Source organism: Pseudanabaena minima str. Chao 2107, assembly GCF_051131155.1.
In the GTDB taxonomy this organism is placed as follows: Bacteria; Cyanobacteriota; Cyanobacteriia; order Pseudanabaenales; family Pseudanabaenaceae; genus Pseudanabaena; species Pseudanabaena minima.
Genome location: NZ_CP159508.1, coordinates 390,541 through 414,101, shown reverse-complemented (window position 1 = coordinate 414,101; position 23,561 = coordinate 390,541). Strand labels below are relative to the sequence as shown.

The following is a 23,561-nucleotide window of genomic DNA, read 5'->3' as shown; positions in this document are numbered from 1 at the left end:
TAGGCTATACAGGGAGTCGGTTAGAGTGATTTTGCCAGTAGAAAACCATGGCAATATTAATCCATTTAAAAATGTAATAGAGGCTAGTAAAGATAATAAAAAATATAATTGTACCTAGGAAAAAATTAGGATTCCCTAAGTTGCGAATGGCATCTTGGAGCACACTTTGGGGATTGGTAAACACATCCCAACTATTTAAGCGATTAAATCTTCCCCAATACACGCCGATCGCACAGATAAAGTTTATGCTTACTTCCAGCAAAGTTATTTTTCTAGTCAGTTTGAGCCAATCTACATATTGAACCAGCTTAATTAAAGAAATCACGTAGCATTGGAAGCCCAGTAATATAAAGGCGATATATTGGGGAATCAACACGAAAATAATGCCATTATCTGAAACATCGGCTCGCATATCTCTGACAAAATGAATTATGTCAGTAATCACATAGGGCGCATTGGGCAGAAATAATATAAAAACTGTTAGACCAAACCACCACAGAGGATTAATCGGTAATCGCTTTGGCGATCGCTTGGCAAATAACATAAAACTAAGTACGCAGGGAATCATTGCTAAGAAAAGATTCCAAGCCATAAACCGCTCAAGATTTTCCCAAAATAACTCAAGTGCTGCTGCCATTATTTTTTCCTGCGTAGTATGTTGATTAAGTTACCTAAGATTAACTTCTATGATAAATAGTTTCCCAATTTCACTGGGTTGGCTGATCGCGATCACTCTCAATACAATTCTTGGTGCGATCGCTTTACTATTACCTCGCAAAGTCTTGACCACCGCAGGTATTTTCCATGCATGGGCATTAGGGATAACGGTCTGGGGCTGTCTGGGATGGCAAGGTTATGTTGTTATTTTAAGCTATCTCATCGTTGGTTCGGGGGTAACTCGCATCGGCAAGGACATCAAAGAAGCTAAGGGTATTGCCGAGAAACGAGATGGCGCAAGAGGTCCCGAAAATCTTTGGGGATCGGCTGCTACGGGGGCTGTTTGTGCGATTGGTCAGGCGATCGCTCCCAATCCGCTATGGTTATTAGCCTATGTTGCTAGTCTTAGCACCAAGCTTGCGGATACAACAGCAAGCGAAATCGGTAAGGCATATGGCAAAAGCACATTTTTGATCACCACGCTCAAGCCTGTTGCCGCAGGTACAGAGGGCGCTGTCAGTCTCGAAGGGACGATCGCAGGAGTTATTGGTTCACTATTTATCGCCGCAGTTGGTTGGGCAGTGGGTTTACTAACTAGTCCTTGGGATCTGCTTTGGTGTGCGATCGCTGCTTTCATTGCCACTAATATCGAAAGCCTGATCGGTGCAACTTTGCAAGAAAAGTATGACTGGCTAACTAATGAAATCGTCAATGGTATTAACACAACAATTGGAGCGGCGATCGCAGTGTTAACTGTACAGTTATTACAAATATTTAATCTTAAGTTAATGTAGATTTAACCTTATTAGTTAAATTATAAATTGGATTTACAAAGTTTGATTTGATTCCCAAAATCCTCTTTGTTAGAGGATATAGCTGATTATTTTCAAGATTTTAACTAATGGCTAAAATTTCTCACTTTGCAATTACAATAAAGAACATATTCTTAATTATTGTTTGATTTACTTTTATATAAAGTGGAGTTTAATCTTGACTACAATTGACTTGTTTAATAACGCCAAAGACTTTATGATCATCCCCGCAGGGCAAGTGATCTTTGAAAAGGGTGGAATCGCTGATCACATGTATGCGATCATTGAAGGGGAAGTAGAAATTTCGATAGATGGGAAGTTACTAGATACCACTGCTGCTGGTGGAATCGTTGGGGAAATGGCTCTAATTAGCTCCAGTCCAAGAAGCGCTACGGCGATCGCTAAAACTGAATGTAAGCTAGTACCTGTTGATCACAAACGATTTACCTTTTTGGTACAACAAACTCCTAACTTCGCACTTAACGTGATGAAAATCATGGTTGAAAGAATCAGAAAACTAGATGCTCTTGTTTTATCGATGCACTAATATCGATTCAATTGAAACTGATGTTACGTGGAACTCAGATGATGAATCTCTTATTGCTAGCACGACAGGTCAACCACGGGGGGATTGCCCCTACTCCAATAATTTGATTTTTGTATGGGCTGTGCCCCCGTGCCAGCCCTAGACTTAGATGATCGTAGGAATTCTATCCACATAACATCAATTAAAATTAAAAATTAAGAACCTTTTAGAAGTATAGCTACCGCCAAGTGTATGAGAAAATAAAACCAAATAAGAGAATGGCGGCACGAAGTGTCTCCATTCTCTTATTTGGTTTTGCTTTTGTCCTAACACAATCGACGGTATCTATAAATACCAATTCACGAAAGTACGACAACACTTTTGCGAATTAAAAATCAAATCCAGTAAGGGTTTTAAAAGCACAAAATGGCGTATCCATTTTGTGCTTTTGGATAAAAAGATTTAGGAGTAATTCATGAATTGCGCCTACGATAAAATTTAGCTTATGAGGTTTCTGCGGTAAGATTAGCAGGAACAATAAACACATAAAAACTAGTGAACTCTGAATCCGCCTCAAATCCAGATGAAACTCTTTTTTCTGATTTATTGCCCCCTTCTGAGCAGTCATCCCAGAAATGCTTGAAAATTGTTGGAATTGGTGCATCGGCGGGGGGGTTAGAAGTATTCACCCAGATTCTCCAAAACTTACCAACGAATACAGGTATGGGCTTTGTGCTGATTCAGCATTTAGCTCCCCAACATGATAGCCAGTTAAGCGAGATTTTACGAAATACCACGCAGATGCCTGTCAATGAAGCTAGAGAAGGCATGAAAATCTTGCCAAATCACGTCTACGTCATTCCGCCGAATACTTTGATGACTTTGGAACAAGGTGTTTTGAGGCTTGAACCACGACGACGGGTCAAGGGCAAATACATGGTGATTGATGGATTTTTTAGCTCAATGGCGAATGATCTTGGCGATCAGGCGATCGCCGTAATTTTATCGGGCAACAATGAAGATGGCACAGCAGGTTTAAGAGCAATTAAAGCAGCGGGTGGAACTACCTTCGCTCAAGATCTTGCCTCAGCAGAATTTCCTACCATGCCAATGATTGCGATCGCATCGGGTTATGTAGATTTTGTGTTGTCACCCATAGAGATTGCCGCAGAACTCGTAAATATTAGCACTGGCAATAGGCGTGAAACCGATGTTAGTACTGCCATTACTCTCTATGAACCTGAGGAGCAGTCTGCATTAACTTTGACAGAAAGTGCCGAAAGGAAAGAAGCTTTACCAATGATTTTCCATCTCTTGCAGAATGCGATGGGGACAGACTTTAGCAATTATAAGAAAGGTACGATCAGACGGAGAATTTTGCGGCGAATGGCTTTACTGAATCTCCAAAATTTAGAAGAATATACAGCCTACTTGCAAGAGCATCCTATTGAAGTTGAAAGACTATACAATGATATTTTGATTAGTGTAACTAGTTTCTTTCGCGATCCTGATTCTTTCGTAGCTTTACAGAAGTTGGTATTTCCCGTAATTAGTCAGAATAAAACATTGGATTTACCAATTCGCATCTGGGTAGCGGGCTGTGCGACAGGGGAAGAAGTTTATTCGCTCGCCATTAGTTTATTGGAATATCTAGATGATTACCCTGTCAAACCCGCTATTCAGATTTTTGCTACGGATATTAGTGAAAATGTCATCGAAAAGGCAAGACTGGGAATTTACCATCAGAATTTGTTGATTGATGTTTCACCAGAGCGGTTACGACGCTTTTTCACACCAGTGGAAGGAGGCTATCAGATTGGTAAGTCCGTCAGAGAATTATGTATATTTGCGCGTCAAAATTTGACTAGCGATCCACCATTTTCCAGATTAGATTTGATTAGCTGCCGCAATATACTGATTTATCTCGAACCAGTGCTTCAAAAAAAGGTGATGCCAATTTTGCACTATGCACTAAAGGCAACTGGTTTTTTAATGTTGGGCAGTTCGGAAGGAATTGGCAATGCGGGAGATTTATTTACACTCGTTGATAAAAAGAATCGCATTTATAAGAGCAAAGTATCCGCATCATCACGGCTCAATTTTAACTTTGTCAAAAGTACACAGGCGAGCGAGTCTACCAGTCTGGTAAAACGCAATGAAATTCCTGCGGAAATAAACTTAGAACAGCTAGCCGATCAGGTGATATTGAGTCGATATGCGCCTGCGGGGGTACTGATCAACTCTGATCTAGAAATTTTACAGTTTCGGGGACAGACTAGCCCTTATTTAGAGCCATCTCCTGGTAAAGCTAGTCTGAATTTACTGAAAATGGCGCGTTTAGAATTACGGCTAGAGTTGCGATCAGCGATTTATAGCGCCAAAGAGCAAGATTTGCCGATTACTATAGATGGTATTGAGCTATCGCAAGGTGTTTTTGTGAAACTGGATGTAATTCCGTTAAAGACTAATGACGATAAATATTTTTTGGTGTTATTTGAGAACCGTCCCACACCAATTTGGCTAACTTCTGGCACAAACTCAATTGTCAAGTCTCGCAAAGAGAAAGCAACTAGAGCCGATATAGAAGTAGTGCGGCTCACCCATGAGTTAGAAAAAACCAAAGAATATTTGCAATCAATCATTGAAACACAAGAAGCGAATAATCAAGATCTCAAAGTAGCTGGAGAAGAGATCCTGTCTAGTAATGAGGAATTACAAAGTGCTAATGAGGAACTAGAAACAGCTAAAGAGGAAATCCAAGCTACTAATGAAGAATTAAGTACGATTAATGATGAGTTACGTGGTCGTAATATTCAGTTGCATCAAGTCAACAGTGACATGAAAAATTTACTCAGCAGTGTGAATATCCCCATCTTGATGTTATCAGGTGATTTACGGATTAGACGCTTTACACCAATGGCTGAGCAAGCGTTTAATCTGATTTCTAGTGATGTTGGGCGACCATTTAGCGACATTCAGAATAACCTTAGTGTACAGAATCTTAGAGACTTGGTGACATCGGTAATTGACACTCTGATTCCCTATGAACAGGATGTGCAGGATCACTTAGGGCATTGGTTTAGTATGAGAATCCGACCCTATCGAACTACGGACAATCGCATTGATGGCGTAGTGATCAGTCTATTTGATATCGATCAGCTTAAGCGCAGTGCTCTTGAGTTAGAAATTTCCCACAATTATGCCACAGCAATCATTGAGACTTTACGTCAGCCTCTCGTAGTACTAAATGCTGATCTGCAAGTAATTACGGCAAATTCAGCTTTTTATCAAATCTTTCAAATACATCCTCACCACACTGAACAACAATCAATTTTTACGTTAGGTAATGGAGATTGGGATATTCCCAAACTGCGATCGCTTTTAAATGATCTTCTCTTTTTAGATATTTCTGTCCAAGACTATGAAATCACACAGGAATTTGCTCATTTAGGCAGACGCACAATGTTACTAAATGCTTGTCAGATTGATCAAGGCAATGTTGGAAAGATGATTTTAGTTGCGATCGAAGATATCACTGAGCGTAATCTCCAAAAGCAACAACTAGTTAATAGAAACCAAACTTTGTCAGAAACAATGATTGCTTATGAGCGGGCAAATCAGGCTAAGAGTGTATTTCTGGGCAATATCAGTCATGAACTACGCACTCCGCTCAATTCAATTATGGGTTTTACACAAATCCTCCAAGATACTCCCCATCTAGATTTAGAGTCTCAGGAATATCTGGGAATTATTAGTCAGTCAAGTGAACATCTGCTTTTGCTAATTGAAGATCTACTCGATATCTCTAGAATTGAAGCTAACAAAATGGAGATAGAGCCAAACATATTGACTCTATCTAATTTCCTGAATATTACGATGAGCATGGTGTCCATTAAAGCTGAACAGAAAAACATCACCTTAAATACTGAGTTTGCATCGGATCTTCCTGAAACCATTTATGCAGACGAAAAAAGATTAAGACAGGTCATTCTCAATCTGCTCAGTAATGCCATCAAGTTTACCGATCCTGAAGGGTCGATTACTTTTTCAGTTACCAAAGGCTCTAATCAGCTCATTCAATTTGCGATCGCTGACACAGGTATAGGGTTAGCTCAATCAGAGTTTACGAAGATATTTTTACCCTTTGAGCAGGTCGGTAAAGCCGAAATAAAGCCCGTTGGGGCAGGTTTAGGCTTAGCAATTAGCCAAAGTATCGTCAATAAGATGGGTGGTGAAATTAAGGTGGTGAGTGAGCTTGGAGTGGGTAGCACCTTCAGCTTTGAGTTGGACTTAAAGGTAAATCAAGGTCAATCGCTGATTATGCCATCACGGGGAGCGATCGCCTTACTATCTGCTCAAAATCCAACCGAATCCACACAAATTGAGCATCTCCTTGAAACTGGCGAGATCGTTAATAACGATAAATCATCACCAGCAAGGTCATTAAGTATTCTTGTTGCCGAGGATGTTAAATATAATCAATTGCTACTGCAAAAATTCTTACAAAGATTAGGTTATGAACCTGATATGGCTCAAAATGGTTTAGAGGTGCTTACAAAGCTACGGGAAAAGGATTACGATGTCATTTTGATGGATATCCACATGCCTGAACTAGATGGAATCGAAACCACCAAAAGAATTGTTGCAGAATGGGATCGCGACTCTCGTCCATACATTATTGCGGTGACCGCGAATGTAACAACAGAAGATCGTGAGCAATATGCTGCTATAGGTATTGATACATGCATCAGTAAGCCCATTAACCTTGCTCAGTTAGAGAAGGCATTATTGCGTGGCTAAAGTGACAACGACGCGAAAGCCTGTACTGCGATCGCCTTGATTGGCTGCATTTTTAAAACGCTTTGCTGAGCGACAATAATGGGCAGGATCGCGCCATGAGCCGCCTCGCACTACCCGACAACTGCGGTCACCTCCCTGTGTCCATGCCGAACCGTCCCTAGGCAAAAGGTCATAGTCATCATGCCAATGATCTGCGCACCATTCCCACACATTGCCATGCATATCATGTAGTCCAAAAGCATTGGCTGGATAAGTACCGACTTCAGTTGTTGACGAGTTACTGATTCCTTGTGGCGCGTATTTATAAGGACTCGCACCATTGTAATTAGCCAAATTAGCAGCGATCGTTTCGCCAAAGCCAAAAGCTGTTAATGTTCCCGCTCGACAAGCATATTCCCATTCCGATTCACTCGGTAATCGATAGGGTTTCCCAGTTCTCTCCACTAATTTCTGACAAAAGACTTGTGTATCTTCCCATGACACCATTTCCACTGGGCGATCGCCATTCCCAATAAACATCGCAGGATTATTATCCATTAATACTTTCCATTGTCTCTGAGTAATGGGAAAGCGTGACATAAAGAAAGCAGGAACGTTCACAATATGGCGTGGAGTTTCTTCATTGCTACGTTCTACTTCACTAACAGGCGAACCAATTTGAAATTTCCCTGCGGGAATGAATACCATGTCCAAGCCTATCGGTTTGCCTTGGACATGACCTAGCGTCTCAATATAGATTCTTCCTGTTTTTTGTCTTGTACTAATTTGCAATTGATGTTTAGCGAGTTTGCCAATCCCCAAACGATGCACTGTTACGATCGCTGTCTCAAAGGAAAATTGTGATAATGGCGGCGCGATCGCCTTAATTGGTTGTGCTTTAGGTGTGGAGATTGGCGTAATCTGCGTTTTGGCAGAGGCTTTGGCATAACTAGATCTTTGAAATCTTGGAGTATAGGCTTGATGGGAAGGAGCAGTTAAATTTTTAAGATCATTTAAAACTGCTTGAGCCGTCTGATAGCGGTGACTGGGAGCCAAAGCGATCATGCGATCAAGAATCTGACCAAGGACAGGACTAACGGAAGTATTTTCTAAAAAATCTCGCCATATCCACGTTCCATCCATATCCATTAGCTCAAATGGGGAAACATTAGTAAGTAGATGAATACAAGTCACACCCAAACTATAGAGGTCACTGGCAAATATGGCTTTTCCGCGCACTTGTTCAGGTGCAACATATACCGCACTTCCGATGCGAGTTCCTGTCTCCATTAGTGCTGCTGTCGTCACAAATTTTGCTGCACCAAAATCAACTAACACATGACTCCCAGCTACCGTAGAGCCAGATAAAGAGCCAGATATACTCAGCGATCGCCGACGGATAATATTTTCAGGTTTGATATCGCGATGAATGACATTGCGTTCATGAATAAACTGCAAGACTGGCAGTAAATCCCCCAGTAGCATCCGAATCTTAGCTTCACTAAAAGCACCTTGCTCTTGCAGTTCCTTTAATAGATCCTGTCCATCAATAAATTCTTGGATTAGATATTGGCGACCATCATGCTCTAAATGGGCAAATAAGGTCGGTATTTGCGGATGTTTTCCCAAATCATCAAGGCGAATTGCTTCCTGTTGAAACAGTTCGGCTGCCTTTACCGCACTACTAAGATCGGCAGGAAAGAACTGTTTAATTACACAGTGTGGATGAGAAGGAAGGGCTTCGTCAATACCGATAAAAGCTCTACCAAAACCACCTTGACCAAGAATTTTAATCGACCGATAGCGATCGCCAATCTTCAGTTTTGATCCACATTGACTACAAAAAATCAGCGCAGGATCGGGATTTTGATAATTGCAGTTAGGATTGAGGCATTGACTCATACAGTCTGTTTAGATTTTAGGTAGTACGGAGAAATTTTTTAAAAGCTTGCCAAGCAGGCTTTTAAAAAATTTCTCTAGGTTTTTCAAGAGCGTACATCGCTTTAGCTACGATTATTGTTCAGGTAGAGAATCCATTTTGGCAAAACCAATGACTTGCATTTTTCCTTCCGTAAGTTCTAGTCTGATCACTCGCGCTGTAATGCCTTTGCTTTCCAACTGACGCAAATCTAAAACTTTATTCAATCCCTCAGTAAAAGCTTTAGCAATTCGCTCAGGTACTGGTGTGCCTGACAATTCAATTTTAGGATTGATAATTTGCAGTCTTGTGCCACCGATAGTTTTTAGTTCTGCATTTATAGAGACATCAAGTTTACTAGGATTAGGCTTAGCAGGAGTAGGTTTTGCCTGTAGTGAAGCGGTAAGGCGAAGGCGATCGCCTTCTAAAAAAGTTATTTCGGGATCGATCAAATCCAATATTTCGGGATTTTTATTACTGCCTGTAATGTCAATGCTGAGATTTTTAAAGGAAGATTGTACATTAGGCGATCGCAGGGCGGTATTAATATCTTCAGAGCGCATGACAACGCGCACAGCCGCTTGTAATGGACGACGCAAAATAACTTTGCCCGATTGCAACACGTTGGGATCAATGCTAATCGGATCGGTTTCTAGGTCAATCTGATCAATCCGCAGAAATTCTAAGATGTAAACACCACGACCCGCTACACGGATGCGATCGACGTTACCTAAAAGAACTTGATAGTTAGGAGCGTTATCAACGCGAACTTCTAAGACATCAGCTCGTACAATTTGCCCACGCAAAAAATCCGTCGCAATTTTATCAATTGCAATTCCTGGTGAGCCTGCCAAACCTAAAACCGTCGTAAGTAAGCCAGCAAATAATTCCATAAAAAGGAGATAACTACCTTTCCAATCATAGACTAAAACCCCAAAATTAAAAGCAGCACTAGGTAATGCTTTTGTCGCATTTTGGACAGAAATAGAGACCAGCATTTTTGTTAAAAGTGTTGCTTTGCAACACTTTTAACAAAAATGCTGTATTTTACTTGGTTGCAAATTACGATAATGTATGGTTTTTAATAACACAATTTTGTATGACGCGGTAAAACCACGACACACAAAACGGTTTTGGCAAAACCATTAGGGAGTATGTGTTTTATGCAAATTCGGTTGGCAGTAGAAGCCGATTTACCCACAATTATTGAGATTTATAATGCCGCTATTCCCAGTCGTCTTGCCACTGCCGATCTTGAACCCATCTCTGTCGAGAGTCGTCGTGCTTGGTTTCGATCGCATGGCGATCGCTATCCTGTCTGGGTAATGGCAATTGGTAGTCACGATATTCAAAGTGATCAAAACGAGCAGATTCTAGGTTGGCTCAGTTTACAGATGTTCTATGGTCGTCCCGCCTACCATAGAACCGCCGAAGTCAGTGTTTACATAGCTCCTAGATATCAAGGCAAGGGTATTGGCAAAAAATTGCTTGGTCATGCGATCGACCAATGTCCCAAGCTCGATATTACTAAGCTCATTGGCTTTGTGTTTGCTCACAATGCCACTAGCCGCAGGTTATTTGAAAATTTTGGGTTTACAGAATGGGGATTTTTGCCTAAAGTTGCCGAATTAGATGGGAAAGATCAAAGTTTAGTAATTCTTGGCAAAATAATTTGAGCCGCCTAAAAGCAGTAGGGGTAGCGCCCCCGTGCCTACCCCTAGGGATCTGGGCAACCACGGGGGGATTGCCCCTACTTTAACAATGGAAAGAAATGTCCAACTGGTCCCTGTCCTTTACCGATCGCTAAGGCATATTTCAAAGCTTCCGTCACATAGTTCTTGGCTTCTTGTACTGCTTGAAACCGTGATTTGCCGAGCGCTAGATTGGCAGCGATCGCGGCTGAGAGGGTGCAACCTGTACCATGAGTGTGGGTTGTATCAATTACCTCAGTCTGCAAAACCTCAAGGCGATCGCCATCAAACCAAACATCAACGGCTTTAAGATCGCCCGTCATTCCGCCACCTTTCACCAAAACTGATCGCGCTCCTAATTTGTAAATGTTTTGGGCAGCCGTTTGCATATCTTCAAGAGAGTGAATATCCATATCGGCGAGAATTTGTGCTTCATAGCGATTGGGCGTAGCGATCGCCGCAAGGGGAATTAACAAATCTCGCATTGTCTTTACTGCATCGTCATCGATTAACTGCGCCCCAGTTCGTGACACCATCACAGGATCAACCACCACATTCCCAAATCCAAAGGCAACTAGCTTTTTCGCAACCGTTTTAATAATCTCTTGATTGAGCAACATCCCTGTTTTGATTGCTCCAATTCGCATATCGATCATCACGGCTTCAAATTGTGCAGTTACGGATTCAGACGACATCGCATCTACCCGCGTTACTCCCTGTGTATTTTGGGCAGTGATGCAGGTAAGGACACTGGTTCCATGAACACAATGAAAAGCAAAGGTGCGTAAGTCAGCCTGTATGCCTGCGCCACCGCCACTATCAGAGCCAGCGATCGTCATGGCGATTGGAATTTGTGAACTATGGAAATTGGTCATAATCATGAGTAAATACTAAAAACAAGTTTTGCTTTGCCCAAATTTTAGCTCATCCCAAAACACAAAACGGTGTAGCTGTTTTGTGTTTTGAATCTCCTTACTAGGTTTGATTTTTAATTCACATAGCGGTCGCCAAGTGACATAAAACCCAAGAAGAGAATGGCGGCGTGAAGCGCCGCCATTCTCTTCTTGGGTTTTGCTTTTTAATTTCAAACTGCTTCTTAGAAAGGTTTCGCGCTGCGAAACCTTTCTAAGCTACAAAATAATAAAAGCCTCGCTTCGCGAGGCTTTTATTATTTTGTAGCTTATTCCGAACTCACATTAGCTAGTTTCCCACTATTCTTCAAACTGCCAGCGATCTTGAGAGGCGGCTTCGTCAAAAAAGCGTTTGGGACGTAAAGTTAAAGTGATTTTGCCTAAGAGTTCTACTTCTGGTTGAGACTCAAACCATGCAAACTTGAGATTGCCATCCTCACCAGCGATCGCAAAATAGCTATTCTCATCCCATTCACGTTGTGAGCGATCGACTAATACTAAGATATCCTCGGCGCGATCGCGGACAGAACTAAGAACTTCTTGATTAATCGCAACCTGTAAAGTATCAGTATTACAGCAAACCACTACCCCATCTTCTGCTTCATGAACGACAAACCAACCAGGCAGAGTTGCCCAAGTGGAGGCAACGGAGGAGCTTACAATTCCAAAGGGTGCTAGTTCTTCAGTCTTTGGAGATGACTTAAACATATCAATTGACATGGGTAATGTCCCCACCACAGGCAAGATCCGAGGAATACTATCTTCTGCATCGTAACGGAAGTTGGGTAGATTCGGCGCTTTTTTCTTTGCTGGCGCTGACATGTCCATAAGCAGACGCTCGATCGCTGCGCGCGCTTTCTCACTATGAGCAAACCGCAATCCCCTCGCAATCAGCCTAGTACGTTCCTGTGGATCGATCTTGCCTTGCGCCGCTTTCAAGATTTGCAACACCACAGCGTCCCCTGGATGGCGCGTAAATCCTTCAGGCAAGTTAGCAACATTAGAAGCTTCCTTAATGGCTTTAACAACATCCTTAGCTTCCAAAACATCAAGATTTTTTTCAAGCGCAAAGGTTGCCATAGCAACACGTTCTGATTGATTGAGTACGCGCAACTCATTAAGAATGTCACTGCCCTTCTGTTCAAAATGAGCGAGGACAATATCCGCAGCATTACCTGCTTGCAGACTAGCATAGACTTGAGACGCAACCACAATCTGGTTTTGTTGAATCGGTTCAAAGCCAGTATTCTCAAAAATTGCGAGAGAATTCTCACCCATTTTTTGAAGCATTTGGCAAGCAATTCCCCACTGCACCCAAGTTCCTTCCTTATGGCGTAAGAGTTTTAATAGTCCTTCGGAGTCAGTAGGAAGTGTAGGGACGGGGGTTGGCATAGTTGTCTTACAAAGTTAAGTGAGCGAGATTTCTTTATCGCTTATATATCATCGCACTTTAGATGTTGATTTAGATATTAAGTAGCTCAACTTAATTAAAACCCAAAACCAGAGTTTGTTCCGCCCGCTACGCGGGCGGAACAAACTTCTCGGTTTTTAGTTTACTTATGTCTAGCTACTTATATAGCAATGTAAGTTTTGCTTAAAACATAAAGCCCAAAAGATGAGTGGTAGCGCGAAGCGCTGCCACTCATCTTTTGGGCTTTATGTAAAACTTAGTCGAAGTATTCCGTATCTTAGAAAAGATTAAGAATCAAATAGAATAGTCGTAGAAATGATCATCTACTGAATAATTAGGGGATGTGTGGCACATCCCCTAATTATTCAGTGACAAGAGTAGATTTATAGATAATCAAGAATCGAATCAGCAACGCGGTTAATCGCTCCTTTCTCTCCCAAACTGTTCTTTACTCTGATGTATCCATCAAGCATAGTTTGCCTTGCTTGAGGATTGATTAGTAGTTCTAAAGCAGATTCAGCGATCGCTTCAGGAATCGCTTCGTTCTGTACAAACTCAGGTACAACCGATTCCATATTTACCAAATTGACTGGTGAAATAAATGGCAATTGAAGCTTGATAATATTGCGGGCAATCCAAGCGGTAATCGCACTGACTCGATATAAAATTACCTGTGGCACATTGAGAAGAGCCGTCTCTAGATTTACTGTTCCAGACTTGCTCAAGACCAAGTCAGCAGCACTAATCGCGATTTGTGATTGAGCCGAAATAATCGTAGCTTTGATGTCATATTCCTTCAGCAACTTCTCAACTTCGGGGCGATAGCGCTCTAAGGAAAGTGGCAGCCAAAACTTGACATGGGGTAGCTTAGTTTGAATGATTTTAGCGGCGGCAAGAATAATCGGCATCACCGATCGCAGTTCTTGGGTACGTGAAGCGGGAAGCAGCGTTACTACCAAGTCATCTTCAGCAATACCCAGTTGCTTACGTGCTGACATGCGATCAGGTATATTTGCCATCAGGTCTACAAAGGGATGTCCGACCCATTGCACATTTGTACCCTGCTTCTCGTAATAAACAGCTTCTTGAGGGAAAATCGCTAATAGCTTGTCGGTAAAAGCGGCGATCGCTTTGGTGTTTTTGTCATTAAAAGACCAGACCCATTCTTGTGGCGCGATGTAATAGATGACAGGAATCTTTAAAGTACGCTTGGCATAATAGCCAATTCCTTGATTGGGCATCATGTAATCAATTAAGACCGCCACATCGGGAGGAGAAGTCTTCAACCATTTTTTAGCATCTCGCTGTACCTTGATCGTGGGCAAAATATAGGGCAGAGCTTCCACTGCACCTATGGAACCAATCCCAACTGTATTGCCGAGGATTTTTGCACCTGTTGCTGCCATGCGATCGCCACCAAGTCCGACGATCTCTAATTCAACATTTCTAAGAGCGGCTCGTTCACGTAGAGCCTCAATCAAAATTGCCCCATGCCAGTCGCCTGAAACTTCCCCCGTACTGATAAACACACGGCGTTTGGTCTTAATTTCTGAACTAGATTCCATACTTAAGTTGTAAGAGCAGGTTGTGCCATAGAGTTCGACTGAAACCGATTTTAGGATTTTCTGTACCTGCTACGTAACAGAAAATTTTAAATCGGCTTTGAAATGATAATTATTTGAATTTCATCCTAAATGCGATATGTTGCATTACCTTATGGTACACTCGTAAAGGTCAAAAATTTGGACTAGAAAGAAGTGCCTAAGCTCAAAACTCGTAAATCTGCCGCCAAGCGATTCAAGGTAACGGGTAGCGGCAAGTTTGCTCGCCGCCACGCTGGTCGCAATCACCTACTAGAGCATAAGCCCACTGTTCGTAAGAGCAGATTGGGTCAAATGGCTATAGTTGATGAGACTGATAATGACAGAGTAAGCGCAATGATGCCTTACGCCTAAGAGCTTTTTACAGGGTGCAAGCACCCTGTAAAAAATCAAATAATAAAACAAAATCACGATAATAACGAAGCCATGACGAGAGTAAAACGCGGTAACGTAGCTAGAAAGCGCCGCAACAAAGTACTGAAATTAGCCAAGGGCTTTCGCGGATCGCACTCTAAGCTGTTCCGCACTGCTAACCAGCAGGTAATGAAAGCTCTACGTAATGCCTACCGCGATCGCCGCAAGAAGAAGCGCGATTTCCGTAGCCTCTGGATTACCCGCATTAATGCTGCGGCTCGCCAACAGGGTTTGAGCTATAGCAAATTTGCAGGGCTACTCAAAAAAGCAAATATCGACATCAATCGTAAGATGCTTTCTCAGATTGCCATTCTCGATCCACAAGCATTTACTGCGATCGTAGAAAAAGCAAAAGCTGTTGTATAAACCAAAAAAATAAAAAAGCGGCGCATTGCGCCGCTTTTTTATTTTTTTGGTTTTTGAGATTTTAAGGAGGTTATGTGAGAAAAGCTCAAAGTAATACCTTTGTCCTAACAATGATCGCAACGATCATCGTATTCGCTGGGGGAAATTATCTTAAGTTGCTTCAGCCAGATCCTGGGGCGATCGCCGCAGAAGTGAATTCAGCCGTCACTCCAGAAATAAATACTCTCGATAAAATCAAAAAACGTGGCAAATTAATTATCGGGATCAAAGATAATTTGCCGCCTCTAGGATTTCGCGATCGCAACGGTAACTTATCAGGACTGGAAATTGATATTGCCCGTGAGTTGGCAAAAGAGCTAAATTTTCCAGTTGAACTAGTGCCATTAAAAAATCGCGATCGCCTAACAGCATTGCAAAATAATCAGGTTGATGTGGTGATCGCCCAAATCACAGTCACCAATAACCGTTCACGTCTAGTTGATTTTTCTTTGCCCTACTACACCGATAGCACGATCGCTATTGCCAAGCGTGGCACAACCTCTCAAGAACTAAATCTCCCTTTGGCAATTGGTGTACTCAAAAATTCGGCAGCGATCGCAGTGATTCAATCTCAATTTCCCAAGGCGGCGATCATTGGCGCAAGTTCCTATGCAGATGGTTTAGAGGCTTTACAATCGGGAAAAGTCAAAGCTTTTGTGGGCGATCTCACTAGTCTCACCCAATGGCTTAAGGAGCATCCTGATTTTGAAATTATTGGACAACCCCTTGCCGTACATAGTTTAGGGATTGCCTTACCGCGTGGGTTGCAACATTTAGATTTACGCGATCGGGTCTTTGATATTGTCGAAAAATGGCGAAAAAATGGCTGGCTCAAAGAACGGGCAACTTATTGGAGATTATAAAAAAAGAGAGTGCAATGCACTCTCTTTTTTTAGTTACGAGCACCTGTATAGCCAGACGCATTTGCTAATTCTTCTAAACTTCGTTCACCTGAAAGCATTTTGCCATTAATCTCCCAAGTGGGAAAGCCCTTAATGCCTTTTTGTTGACATAGGGCAGTTTGTGGATTGACACCTTTCGCATCACACTCAACATAGGGAATTAGCTTTTGAGCTTCGCCAAATTTTCTCTTTTGGTTTTCACAATGTGAACACCAATAGGCACCATACATTTTGGCATTAGTTGCGGTTAAGTGTAAGGCTAGCCGTCCTGCAAACGAGTTACTCTGAGCTGCTAGTTTAGCTTGATTCGAGTAAATACCAAGAGTTGCAGTTAGAGTGACGATCGCCACGATCGCACCTGTAAAGAAGAGATTGCCAACATCTTTCCAAGTATTTCCAAATACTGTTAACACCCAAATGGCGGTCATGGTAGCGGCTGAGGAAATGCAATAGAGGCAGACCTGAGGCTGTCCACCGATGCTGCCTGAAGCAAGTAGATACATCAGGTATCCACTAAACACAAATGTTGCCGAAGAAACCATGAACATCAAGAAGTTGGCTAATTCCTTGAGTTGCGCTTGCGCCTTGGGATCATCTTTCTTTAAGATCAGTGGCAACCCTGCCAAAAGCCCCAAAGTGAGATAGCCTAAAGCGCCAAAAATTGTTAGTGGGATTCCAAAAATCTTGGCATACTCACTGCTCAGTACTAAATCACAGCCGCTGCCTTGAACATCACATAGGGCGACTTTTTGACCAAAGAAGTGAGTTACGGTCAAATAAGTTGTTAGAGAAAAGCCAAATAGGGTCAAAGCGACGATCGCAGGGCGCGACCACCGATGCAACCAAGGCTCAGATCGTTTTCTTGTAGCTGTTCCTGACAATTTTTTACCTACCTGCTAATAGATTTATAATACCAATCCACAATAGTGTGAAGACACTTTTGTGAATTAAAAACCAAACCCAGTAAAGCTTTTCAAAACACAAAATGGCGTAGCTATTTTATGTTTTGGTATAACTAGAGGCGCTATGCACCTCTAGTCTTTATTTTATCCAATCGATACTGGTGGCGATCGGCGTATTTCTTCTTCAGCAATATGCTTATTTTTTTTATTAGCAATGTCTAGCCTTACCGCATCGACAAAACGACTGACTCTGATTGGATCAATCGCCTGTTGAATCTGACCATTACGCTTGAGTGAGCTAGAGACAATTACACCATCAGCATATTCCATCAACTGCGGTACGTTATCCCATGTTGCACCAGATCCCACCAACAGAGGTGTATCACCACAAGCAATTTTTGCCTCTTTGAGATCCTCAGATGTTGGAGCATGTCCTGTCGCCCATCCCGACAAAATTACGGCATCAGCAAGTCCGCGATGGACAGTATCGTGAACTGCGGCAGCAATCTGCGGAACCGAAATAGGCTGAGCATGTTTTACCAAAACATCAGCAAAAATTTTCACATCTGATCCTAGTTCACGGCGATATCTGAGGAGCTTATAAGCATCCCCTTCGATAATGCCTTGATCCGTTGCCATTACGCCCATGAGGACATTGACGCGAATAAACTTTGCACCGACACAGGAAGCGATCGCTAAAGCACTATGACCATCATTCCGTAACACATTAATGCCAACGGGAATGCCTACCATCTGCTTGACACGATGCACAATCAGACTCATGGAACTGACCACCGCAGGATCAACACGCTCTTTGGTAAACGGAGCATCAAAAAAATTCTCTACGATAATTCCATGCACTCCGCCTGCAGCAAGGGCAGTTGCTTCCTGTTCGGCTCGATCAATGACCTCTTTAAGGCTGCTCCCCCAACGCGGCGAAGTAGGCAACGGCAAAAGATGAATGACCCCGATCACGGGTTTTGGTGTATCAAATAAACTACTTAAATCCACATGCGTGACGCTTATAAAAAACTTGAGTAAAAAATTGGGGTAAAAGCTTCGTTACTAGCTTTTAATTTAACTCGATCATGAGTGCATAATTTTATCGTGAATTCGATCCCGCCATTCTAATTTCTAGCAATCAACCCATAAAGTAGAGAGGGTACGAATTTCTCTATCTACTCTTACAAGTTTATTAGCCAAGTTTATTAACTATGATTAACAATCCTCAACCTGCCAATATTTTCACAGATATTTTAATTCTGTCGAATGGACCTGGGGAGTTAACGACATGGGTATATCCTTTTCTCAAGGCTTTGGAGATCGAGCAACAGCGAACATCTGAGACCTCAGCTAAAATCCGTATCTCGATCGCCCTCTCACCTTGTCAGAACGCCAGTGGGAGAGAGTCACAACTCGCCCAAAGCTTTCCTAATGTTGAGCGGGTATTGCCGCAGGAGCAGTTTTTTGATTTTTTGCTGTGGGGCAGAACTCCTAACTGGGAATGGGCAAAGCAAGGAATTGTAATTTTTTTAGGTGGCGATCAGTTTTTTACGATCGCGATCGCCAAGCGGCTAGGTTACAAAACTTTAATCTATGCAGAATGGGAGGCGAGATGGTATCGCTGGGCAAATTTATTCGCTGTGCGTAATCAAGCGATCGCCGATAAGATCCCAGCAGAATTTCGTCAGAAAGCAATCTTAGTCGGAGATTTGATGGTTGATCGGGTAGAACCAAAGTCAGTTAGTGATTCTGGATCTAGCTTACGAATCTGCTTTATGCCGGGGTCCAAAGGACATAAATTACAGATCGGTGTGCCTTTAGTGGTGGCGATCGCCGATATCCTCAAGCAAAAGCGTCCTGATTTAGAATTAGTAATTGCCTTAGCCCCAACAACTACCCCAGAAACTCTAGCGCAGTATGCTCAAAATAGTTTTCCTACAGCCGATAGTGAAGCAGCAACTGCAACTTTGATCGATGAGAATTTGGTAACCACTAAAGGCACAGCAATTCAGATTCATCGTGAGTTCCCAGCGCATGCCCTCATCCAAAGCAGTCAACTCTGTATCACGACCGTTGGGGCAAACACAGCCGAGCTAGCAGCTCTCAATCAACCAATGATTGTCCTATTGCCCACTAATTTTGTAGATATGAAGGTAGGATGGGACGGAATCATAGGTTTACTGACTACTGCGCCTGTTTTGGGTAAATTTCTCAGGGTTTTAATTAATTCCACCTTAATTGCCCAAATTCAAAGAAAAGGGCAATTGTTAGCTTGGCCAAATATTTGGGCAGGTACAGCGATCGTGCCTGAATTTTTGGGAAATTTGACTCCAACCCAAGTTGCCAAGGAAATTTTGTTTTACCTTGATCATCCTGATGAACTCGATAAAATGCGCGATCGCTTAAAACAAGTATGTGGACAAACAGGAGCAGCCACAAAGCTGGCACAAATGGTGATAAAAACTCTTTAAAAAAATGAAGTGCCGCATGGAGTACGGCACTTCAGAAATAAAAAAAGCCTCGCATTACGAAGCTTTTTAGGGTTTTAGCTAACTGCAACAGTAGGCGGATAACAGACGTTAGTACCACCTAGCCCGCAATAGCCACCTGGATTTTTGGCGAGATACTGCTGATGGTAGCCCTCAGCATAATAAAATTCACTAGCATCACGAATTTCTGTCGTAATGCCCTGCTTCATTCCTGAATCCTTAAGAGCATCCTGATAAACTTCTCGCGAATCTTCCGCAAGTTTGCGTTGGACATCGTTGTACACATAAATACCTGAACGATACTGCGTACCCTTATCATTACCCTGCTGCATTCCTTGGGTGGGGTTATGGGATTCCCAAAAAACCTTAAGCAAATCAGCATAACTAATCACCTTAGGATCGAACACGACCAACACAACTTCATTGTGTCCTGTCATGCCCGAACAAACTTCCTCATAGGTTGGATTAGGAGTTAGTCCTGCGGCATAACCTACCGCAGTTACATATACCCCTTTTTGTTGCCAAAACTTACGCTCTGCTCCCCAAAAACAGCCCAAACCAAAAACAGCCATGTCCATACCTTCGGGAAAAGGTGGTTTCAATGCATTCCCATTTACAAAATGGTGAGACGCTGTAGGAATTGCCGAATTTCTTCCTTTAAGCGCTTCAGACGCTGATGGAAGTGTTAATTTTTTGCCAAGTCCAAATAACATATATGTATTTATCTCACTAAAAATTAGGGGCTTTAGCCCCTAGTCTAATTCATAGATTTAGTGGTTTTAGGATTGACCGCTAAATACAAGAAAACGGTCAAACTTAAAATCCAGCGAATCATCATAAACAGTCAGGTTTTCAGGCTTACAGCGCTTTATTGTAATAGCCAGTCCCTTAGAACCTTCTGCTTCCAAATCTTCGATATAACCGACTTTGGCAGATTCAGCCTCAGCCTCGCTAATAAAAGGACCAAAGTAATAAGTGCAATGAGGTGAATCGGTAACAATTTCGATCCACACAGCCAAACTAAATGTTTCGAGAATTGATGTAAAAATGTTCTTAAACAAATTACCACCCATGATTTTACAGAATTAAAGTGAATGGTTTCGAGGATTTAGAAATAGCTAGATACAAGATTGTCTGCTCTTTTTAATTTAAATTAAAAAATAGTGAAATAATGTATCTATATCTTTTCTCTCATATCTTTATATAACTTAAAACATGACTTCAAGACAAATTGTTCAGGTTTAACGTATTAACCCAACGTTGTCTGAAAATCTCGTACAGAGCCATTCCTGTCGCTACAGATGCATTAAGGCTTTCCACTTTTCCATCTAAAGGTATAGAAACAAGAAAGTCACAGTTTTTTTGAACTGAGAGGCTGAGTCCCTCATCTTCTGAGCCAATCACTAGAGCGATCGCCCCTGAAAATTTGGCTTTGTGAATAGGTTCGCTTGTCCCCGCCATTGTTCCATACACCCAGAAACCCGCTTCTTTGATTTTTTCAAGGGCGCGATTGAGATTAACAACACGAGCGACTGGCAAAATTTCTAATGTTCCTGCGGCAACTTTGGCAACTGTGGCTGTAATTCCTGCTGCACGACGCTGTGGAATCACTAAGGCTTGTGCTCCAAGGGCAGCAGCACTGCGGATAATTGCACCTAAATTGTGGGGATCAGTGATACCGTCTGCGATCACAATGACAGGATTAGCCGATTTTTCCTTAGCTTTGACAATCAACTCATCAAGATCAGCATATTCGTAAGCAGAAACTTGAACGGCAATACCTTGGTGTCTGCCATTGTCTGTAATGCGATCCAGTCTTGTATTATCGACTTCATCGACGACTGCTCCCGCAGCCTTAGCTTCGTCAATCAGTGGTAAAAAATCTGGGGCATAACGCAATCTTGTAGTTACCCAAACTCGATTAATGCTGCGATCGCTTTGTAGCACCGCTTCAACTGCATGACGACCATACACAATGTCAGGATTTTCAGGATTATGAACGGGTGGCACAATTCCTAGTTCACCGTCGGGATCAACATTACGCGAGACAGGCGGTAAAGAGCGACGCTCAAAGTTAGGCACTTTACGATCGCTGAAGTTGCGCTCAGAGCGATCGCGGTCAAATTTACGATCACTAAAATCACGATCAGGACGATCACCGAAATTACGATCAGCACGTTCGGGGCGATCGCCGCGTTCAAACTTTCTGTCGCTGAACTTTTTATCACCGAACTTCTTGTCGCCAAACTTTTTATCGCCAAATTTCTTTTCGGCGAATTTGTCACCAAACTTTTTGCCGATGGGCTTGTCAAACTTTCGCTCAAACCTCTGTTCAGACGATGAGTCACTGCGCTTTTCAAAGGGTTTGTCAAAGGGCTTATCAAAATCCTTCTCAGGACGACGATCTGAGTACTTGTCTGATTTACCAGCGTATCCAGAATATTTAGAAGAGTCAGATCGGCTGTCGGAGCGCTTATCAAAATTTCTATCTGTATTTCTATCTGACGACTTGTAAGGCTTGTCAGATTTGTAGGGCTTGTCAAAGGATCTCGCAGTTTTTTCTGGACGACTATCGGATCGGCTATCAGAGCGTTTGTCGCTATATTTACCAGTGCTGCGATCGGCTCTGCTGTCAGAGCGATTATCAGATCTCTTATCGGAATATTTATCAAAGGACTTTTCGGAGCGTTTCTCGTAACTCCTCTCTCCGTCTCGGTCAGAATTCTTGTCAGATTTAGATTTTAGTCTGGGTTGCGTTGTCATGGCGGCGCTGGGTTATCGATGTGGCTAAGTAGCTGTGTGAAAATTTGGTCAAGGCGATCGCGATCGGTTAAGTAAAGATAACCAATCAAAGCTTCAAATCCTGTGGCACTTTGGTAAATCTTGGGATCAACTTTACGTGGCGTAGATCCCGCAGCATTGCGTCCACGTCTTACTAAATCGGACTCAAAGTCTGTGAGATCGATTTTTTCGAGAAGTTTTGCTTGTTGCTCGGCTCTAACTTGGCTAACTACAAGTTGGTGATACTGTTTTGCGGTGCGTGGCGGGAGTAAATAATGCAACCGCATTTGCATTTCATAAACAGCGTCTCCTATATAGGCGAGAGCCGAGGCTGGGATCTCAGCAATATTGTCAACTGTTGGGCTAAGAGACATTACAAAAGAATGCCATTACAGAATAATTTAGGTTAATTAGTTTGTATGTAGACAAAATGTTTAGACATTCAACATTTACATTTATTTCAGACAAGTATGGGCAGACGGAGCCTGCCCATACTTGTCTATAAATTTTATCTTGTCTACATCATACAGCAGTTTTCTATCAAAAGAAACACAAGGAAATTTTTAAAAGCGTTGCTTCGCAACGCTTTTAAAATCCTTAGTTTGGGTTTAAGCTCAAAGCGTTGTAATTTGATTTTGACTAAGCTATGACAATGTCAAAGCCACTAAAGTTATTAATCTCATGTCAAAGCAAAACTCAAATTTAGAAAATTCACCCCACTTAATTTTTTCGAAAACTTAATACAAAGTTTAGCTCAAGTAATTATCTGATTTAAGCCTAAGTTATTAGGTTGAATTTTTAGATTAATTGATCATGGGAGCAATTGACTTTGACTAACTTTTTTTAGTCTGGTCAAGCTTGGCTAGAGCTTCATCAATTGATGTTTGTAGTGAGAGGAACTGATCTAGGCGAACCAATTTGACAGTTTGAGTAACTCTAGCATTGGTAATAATTTGGAGAGTGCCACTCAAAGTTTGAGTTTTTTTTGCCATTTGCACTAAAACCCCAAGTCCAGAGCTATCGACAAAATCAATGGTTGACAGATCTAATATCACGTTGGTAGGACCATCTTCGACGCATTTGCCAATGACCTTTTTAAAGGCTGGCTCAGAAAAAGCGTCTAGAAGACCTGTGAGGCGGATCAATTGATAGGTGTCCTTGACTTCGCGGCTGCCTCGTAAACTCACAGTCAGGGTTAGCGGTTCAGGAATAATGACCTCCAAACGGTGCGAACGTACCTTAATTTGCGGATATATTGTATTTGCTTTCTCCACACTTGTCCAGAAAATTGTTAAATTACCCCATCGTTAGCATTAGCTAGTTTGGTTTTATAATTGGGATTCTGCCCAATAACCCATC

At 42.2% G+C, this 23,561-nt stretch carries 21 protein-coding genes; 8 read left to right on the top strand and 13 right to left on the bottom strand.

The genetic code is table 11. The features are described 5' to 3' along the window. Window positions 1-4: 4 nt before the first annotated feature. Window positions 5-637, bottom strand: a complete 633-nt coding sequence (locus ABM313_RS01935; protein WP_434686018.1) for a DUF1361 domain-containing protein — start codon at window positions 635-637, stop codon at window positions 5-7. 49 nt (window positions 638-686) lie between these two features. On the opposite strand from ABM313_RS01935, the gene ABM313_RS01930 reads away from it, so the two are divergent. The 3 genes from ABM313_RS01930 to ABM313_RS01920 all read left to right on the top strand — a co-directional run bounded on the left by ABM313_RS01930 (window position 687) and on the right by ABM313_RS01920 (window position 6,795). Next, a complete protein-coding gene (locus ABM313_RS01930) occupies window positions 687-1,451 on the top strand; it encodes a TIGR00297 family protein (protein WP_434686017.1) in 765 nt (254 codons plus the stop codon). A 196-nt stretch (window positions 1,452-1,647) separates the two neighbouring features. Continuing rightward, window positions 1,648-2,016: a cyclic nucleotide-binding domain-containing protein gene (locus ABM313_RS01925; protein ID WP_434686016.1), complete on the top strand. Its 369-nt coding sequence runs from the start codon at window positions 1,648-1,650 to the stop codon at window positions 2,014-2,016. A gap of 534 nt (window positions 2,017-2,550) precedes the next feature. Continuing rightward, entirely contained in the window at window positions 2,551-6,795 is a 4,245-nt protein-coding gene (locus ABM313_RS01920; RefSeq protein WP_434686015.1) for a chemotaxis protein CheB, read from the top strand. Here the strand turns inward: ABM313_RS01920 and ABM313_RS01915 are convergent. Then, complete coding sequence (locus ABM313_RS01915; RefSeq protein WP_434686014.1) at window positions 6,781-8,676, bottom strand: SUMF1/EgtB/PvdO family nonheme iron enzyme; 1,896 nt, start codon at window positions 8,674-8,676, stop codon at window positions 6,781-6,783. The genes ABM313_RS01920 and ABM313_RS01915 overlap by 15 nt on opposite strands. Window positions 8,677-8,787: 111 nt before the next feature. Then, window positions 8,788-9,690 (bottom strand): LmeA family phospholipid-binding protein, encoded by a 903-nt coding sequence (locus ABM313_RS01910; protein ID WP_434686012.1) that lies wholly within the window; start codon window positions 9,688-9,690, stop codon window positions 8,788-8,790. Window positions 9,691-9,855: 165 nt separating this feature from the next. Between ABM313_RS01910 and ABM313_RS01905 the strand changes: the two genes are divergently transcribed. Beyond that, window positions 9,856-10,368, top strand: a complete 513-nt coding sequence (locus ABM313_RS01905) for a GNAT family N-acetyltransferase (protein WP_434686011.1) — start codon at window positions 9,856-9,858, stop codon at window positions 10,366-10,368. A gap of 74 nt (window positions 10,369-10,442) precedes the next feature. Here ABM313_RS01905 and thiD read toward each other — a convergent pair whose 3' ends face one another. The 3 genes from thiD to lpxB all read right to left on the bottom strand — a co-directional run bounded on the left by thiD (window position 10,443) and on the right by lpxB (window position 14,270). Continuing rightward, entirely contained in the window at window positions 10,443-11,258 is an 816-nt protein-coding gene (gene thiD, locus ABM313_RS01900) for a bifunctional hydroxymethylpyrimidine kinase/phosphomethylpyrimidine kinase (RefSeq protein WP_434688328.1), read from the bottom strand. Window positions 11,259-11,594: 336 nt separating this feature from the next. Then, a complete protein-coding gene (locus ABM313_RS01895) occupies window positions 11,595-12,686 on the bottom strand; it encodes a RuBisCO accumulation factor 1 (protein ID WP_434686010.1) in 1,092 nt (363 codons plus the stop codon). Between the two features lie 402 nt (window positions 12,687-13,088). Continuing rightward, entirely contained in the window at window positions 13,089-14,270 is a 1,182-nt protein-coding gene (lpxB, locus tag ABM313_RS01890; RefSeq protein WP_434686009.1) for a lipid-A-disaccharide synthase, read from the bottom strand. Window positions 14,271-14,462: 192 nt separating this feature from the next. On the opposite strand from lpxB, the gene rpmI reads away from it, so the two are divergent. The 3 genes from rpmI to ABM313_RS01875 all read left to right on the top strand — a co-directional run bounded on the left by rpmI (window position 14,463) and on the right by ABM313_RS01875 (window position 15,988). After that, complete coding sequence (gene rpmI / locus ABM313_RS01885) at window positions 14,463-14,660, top strand: 50S ribosomal protein L35 (RefSeq protein WP_009625755.1); 198 nt, start codon at window positions 14,463-14,465, stop codon at window positions 14,658-14,660. A gap of 72 nt (window positions 14,661-14,732) precedes the next feature. Further along, on the top strand, window positions 14,733-15,086 hold the full coding sequence (gene rplT, locus ABM313_RS01880; protein ID WP_094533164.1) for a 50S ribosomal protein L20: 354 nt from the start codon (window positions 14,733-14,735) through the stop codon (window positions 15,084-15,086). Window positions 15,087-15,160: 74 nt separating this feature from the next. Next, window positions 15,161-15,988, top strand: coding sequence for a transporter substrate-binding domain-containing protein (locus ABM313_RS01875; protein ID WP_434686008.1), 828 nt, complete (start codon window positions 15,161-15,163; stop codon window positions 15,986-15,988). A gap of 29 nt (window positions 15,989-16,017) precedes the next feature. Here ABM313_RS01875 and ABM313_RS01870 read toward each other — a convergent pair whose 3' ends face one another. Both ABM313_RS01870 and btpA read right to left on the bottom strand, forming a co-directional pair. Continuing rightward, entirely contained in the window at window positions 16,018-16,908 is an 891-nt protein-coding gene (locus ABM313_RS01870; RefSeq protein ID WP_434686007.1) for a vitamin K epoxide reductase family protein, read from the bottom strand. Between the two features lie 165 nt (window positions 16,909-17,073). Beyond that, window positions 17,074-17,940 (bottom strand): photosystem I biogenesis protein BtpA, encoded by an 867-nt coding sequence (gene btpA / locus ABM313_RS01865; protein ID WP_434686006.1) that lies wholly within the window; start codon window positions 17,938-17,940, stop codon window positions 17,074-17,076. A gap of 203 nt (window positions 17,941-18,143) precedes the next feature. On the opposite strand from btpA, the gene ABM313_RS01860 reads away from it, so the two are divergent. Next, entirely contained in the window at window positions 18,144-19,403 is a 1,260-nt protein-coding gene (locus tag ABM313_RS01860) for a lipid-A-disaccharide synthase (protein ID WP_434686005.1), read from the top strand. A gap of 74 nt (window positions 19,404-19,477) precedes the next feature. Here the strand turns inward: ABM313_RS01860 and msrA are convergent, their stop codons facing one another. From msrA to ABM313_RS01835, 5 genes are all read right to left on the bottom strand, one after another. Next, the gene (gene msrA, locus ABM313_RS01855; RefSeq protein WP_434686004.1) at window positions 19,478-20,134 is read right to left on the bottom strand and encodes a peptide-methionine (S)-S-oxide reductase MsrA; all 657 of its coding nucleotides are present in this window, start codon (window positions 20,132-20,134) and stop codon (window positions 19,478-19,480) included. Between the two features lie 66 nt (window positions 20,135-20,200). Beyond that, window positions 20,201-20,494, bottom strand: a complete 294-nt coding sequence (locus tag ABM313_RS01850) for a DUF1816 domain-containing protein (protein WP_434686003.1) — start codon at window positions 20,492-20,494, stop codon at window positions 20,201-20,203. Between the two features lie 148 nt (window positions 20,495-20,642). Beyond that, window positions 20,643-22,184 carry a 23S rRNA (guanosine(2251)-2'-O)-methyltransferase RlmB gene (gene rlmB / locus ABM313_RS01845; protein WP_434686002.1) on the bottom strand — a complete coding sequence of 514 codons (1,542 nt, stop codon included), beginning with the start codon at window positions 22,182-22,184 and terminating at the stop codon, window positions 20,643-20,645. Beyond that, on the bottom strand, window positions 22,181-22,576 hold the full coding sequence (locus ABM313_RS01840; protein WP_434686001.1) for a Mini-ribonuclease 3: 396 nt from the start codon (window positions 22,574-22,576) through the stop codon (window positions 22,181-22,183). The genes rlmB and ABM313_RS01840 overlap by 4 nt, the downstream gene beginning before the upstream one ends. 459 nt (window positions 22,577-23,035) lie before the next feature. Next, a complete protein-coding gene (locus tag ABM313_RS01835) occupies window positions 23,036-23,446 on the bottom strand; it encodes an STAS domain-containing protein (protein WP_094533200.1) in 411 nt (136 codons plus the stop codon). Window positions 23,447-23,561: the final 115 nt, after the last annotated feature.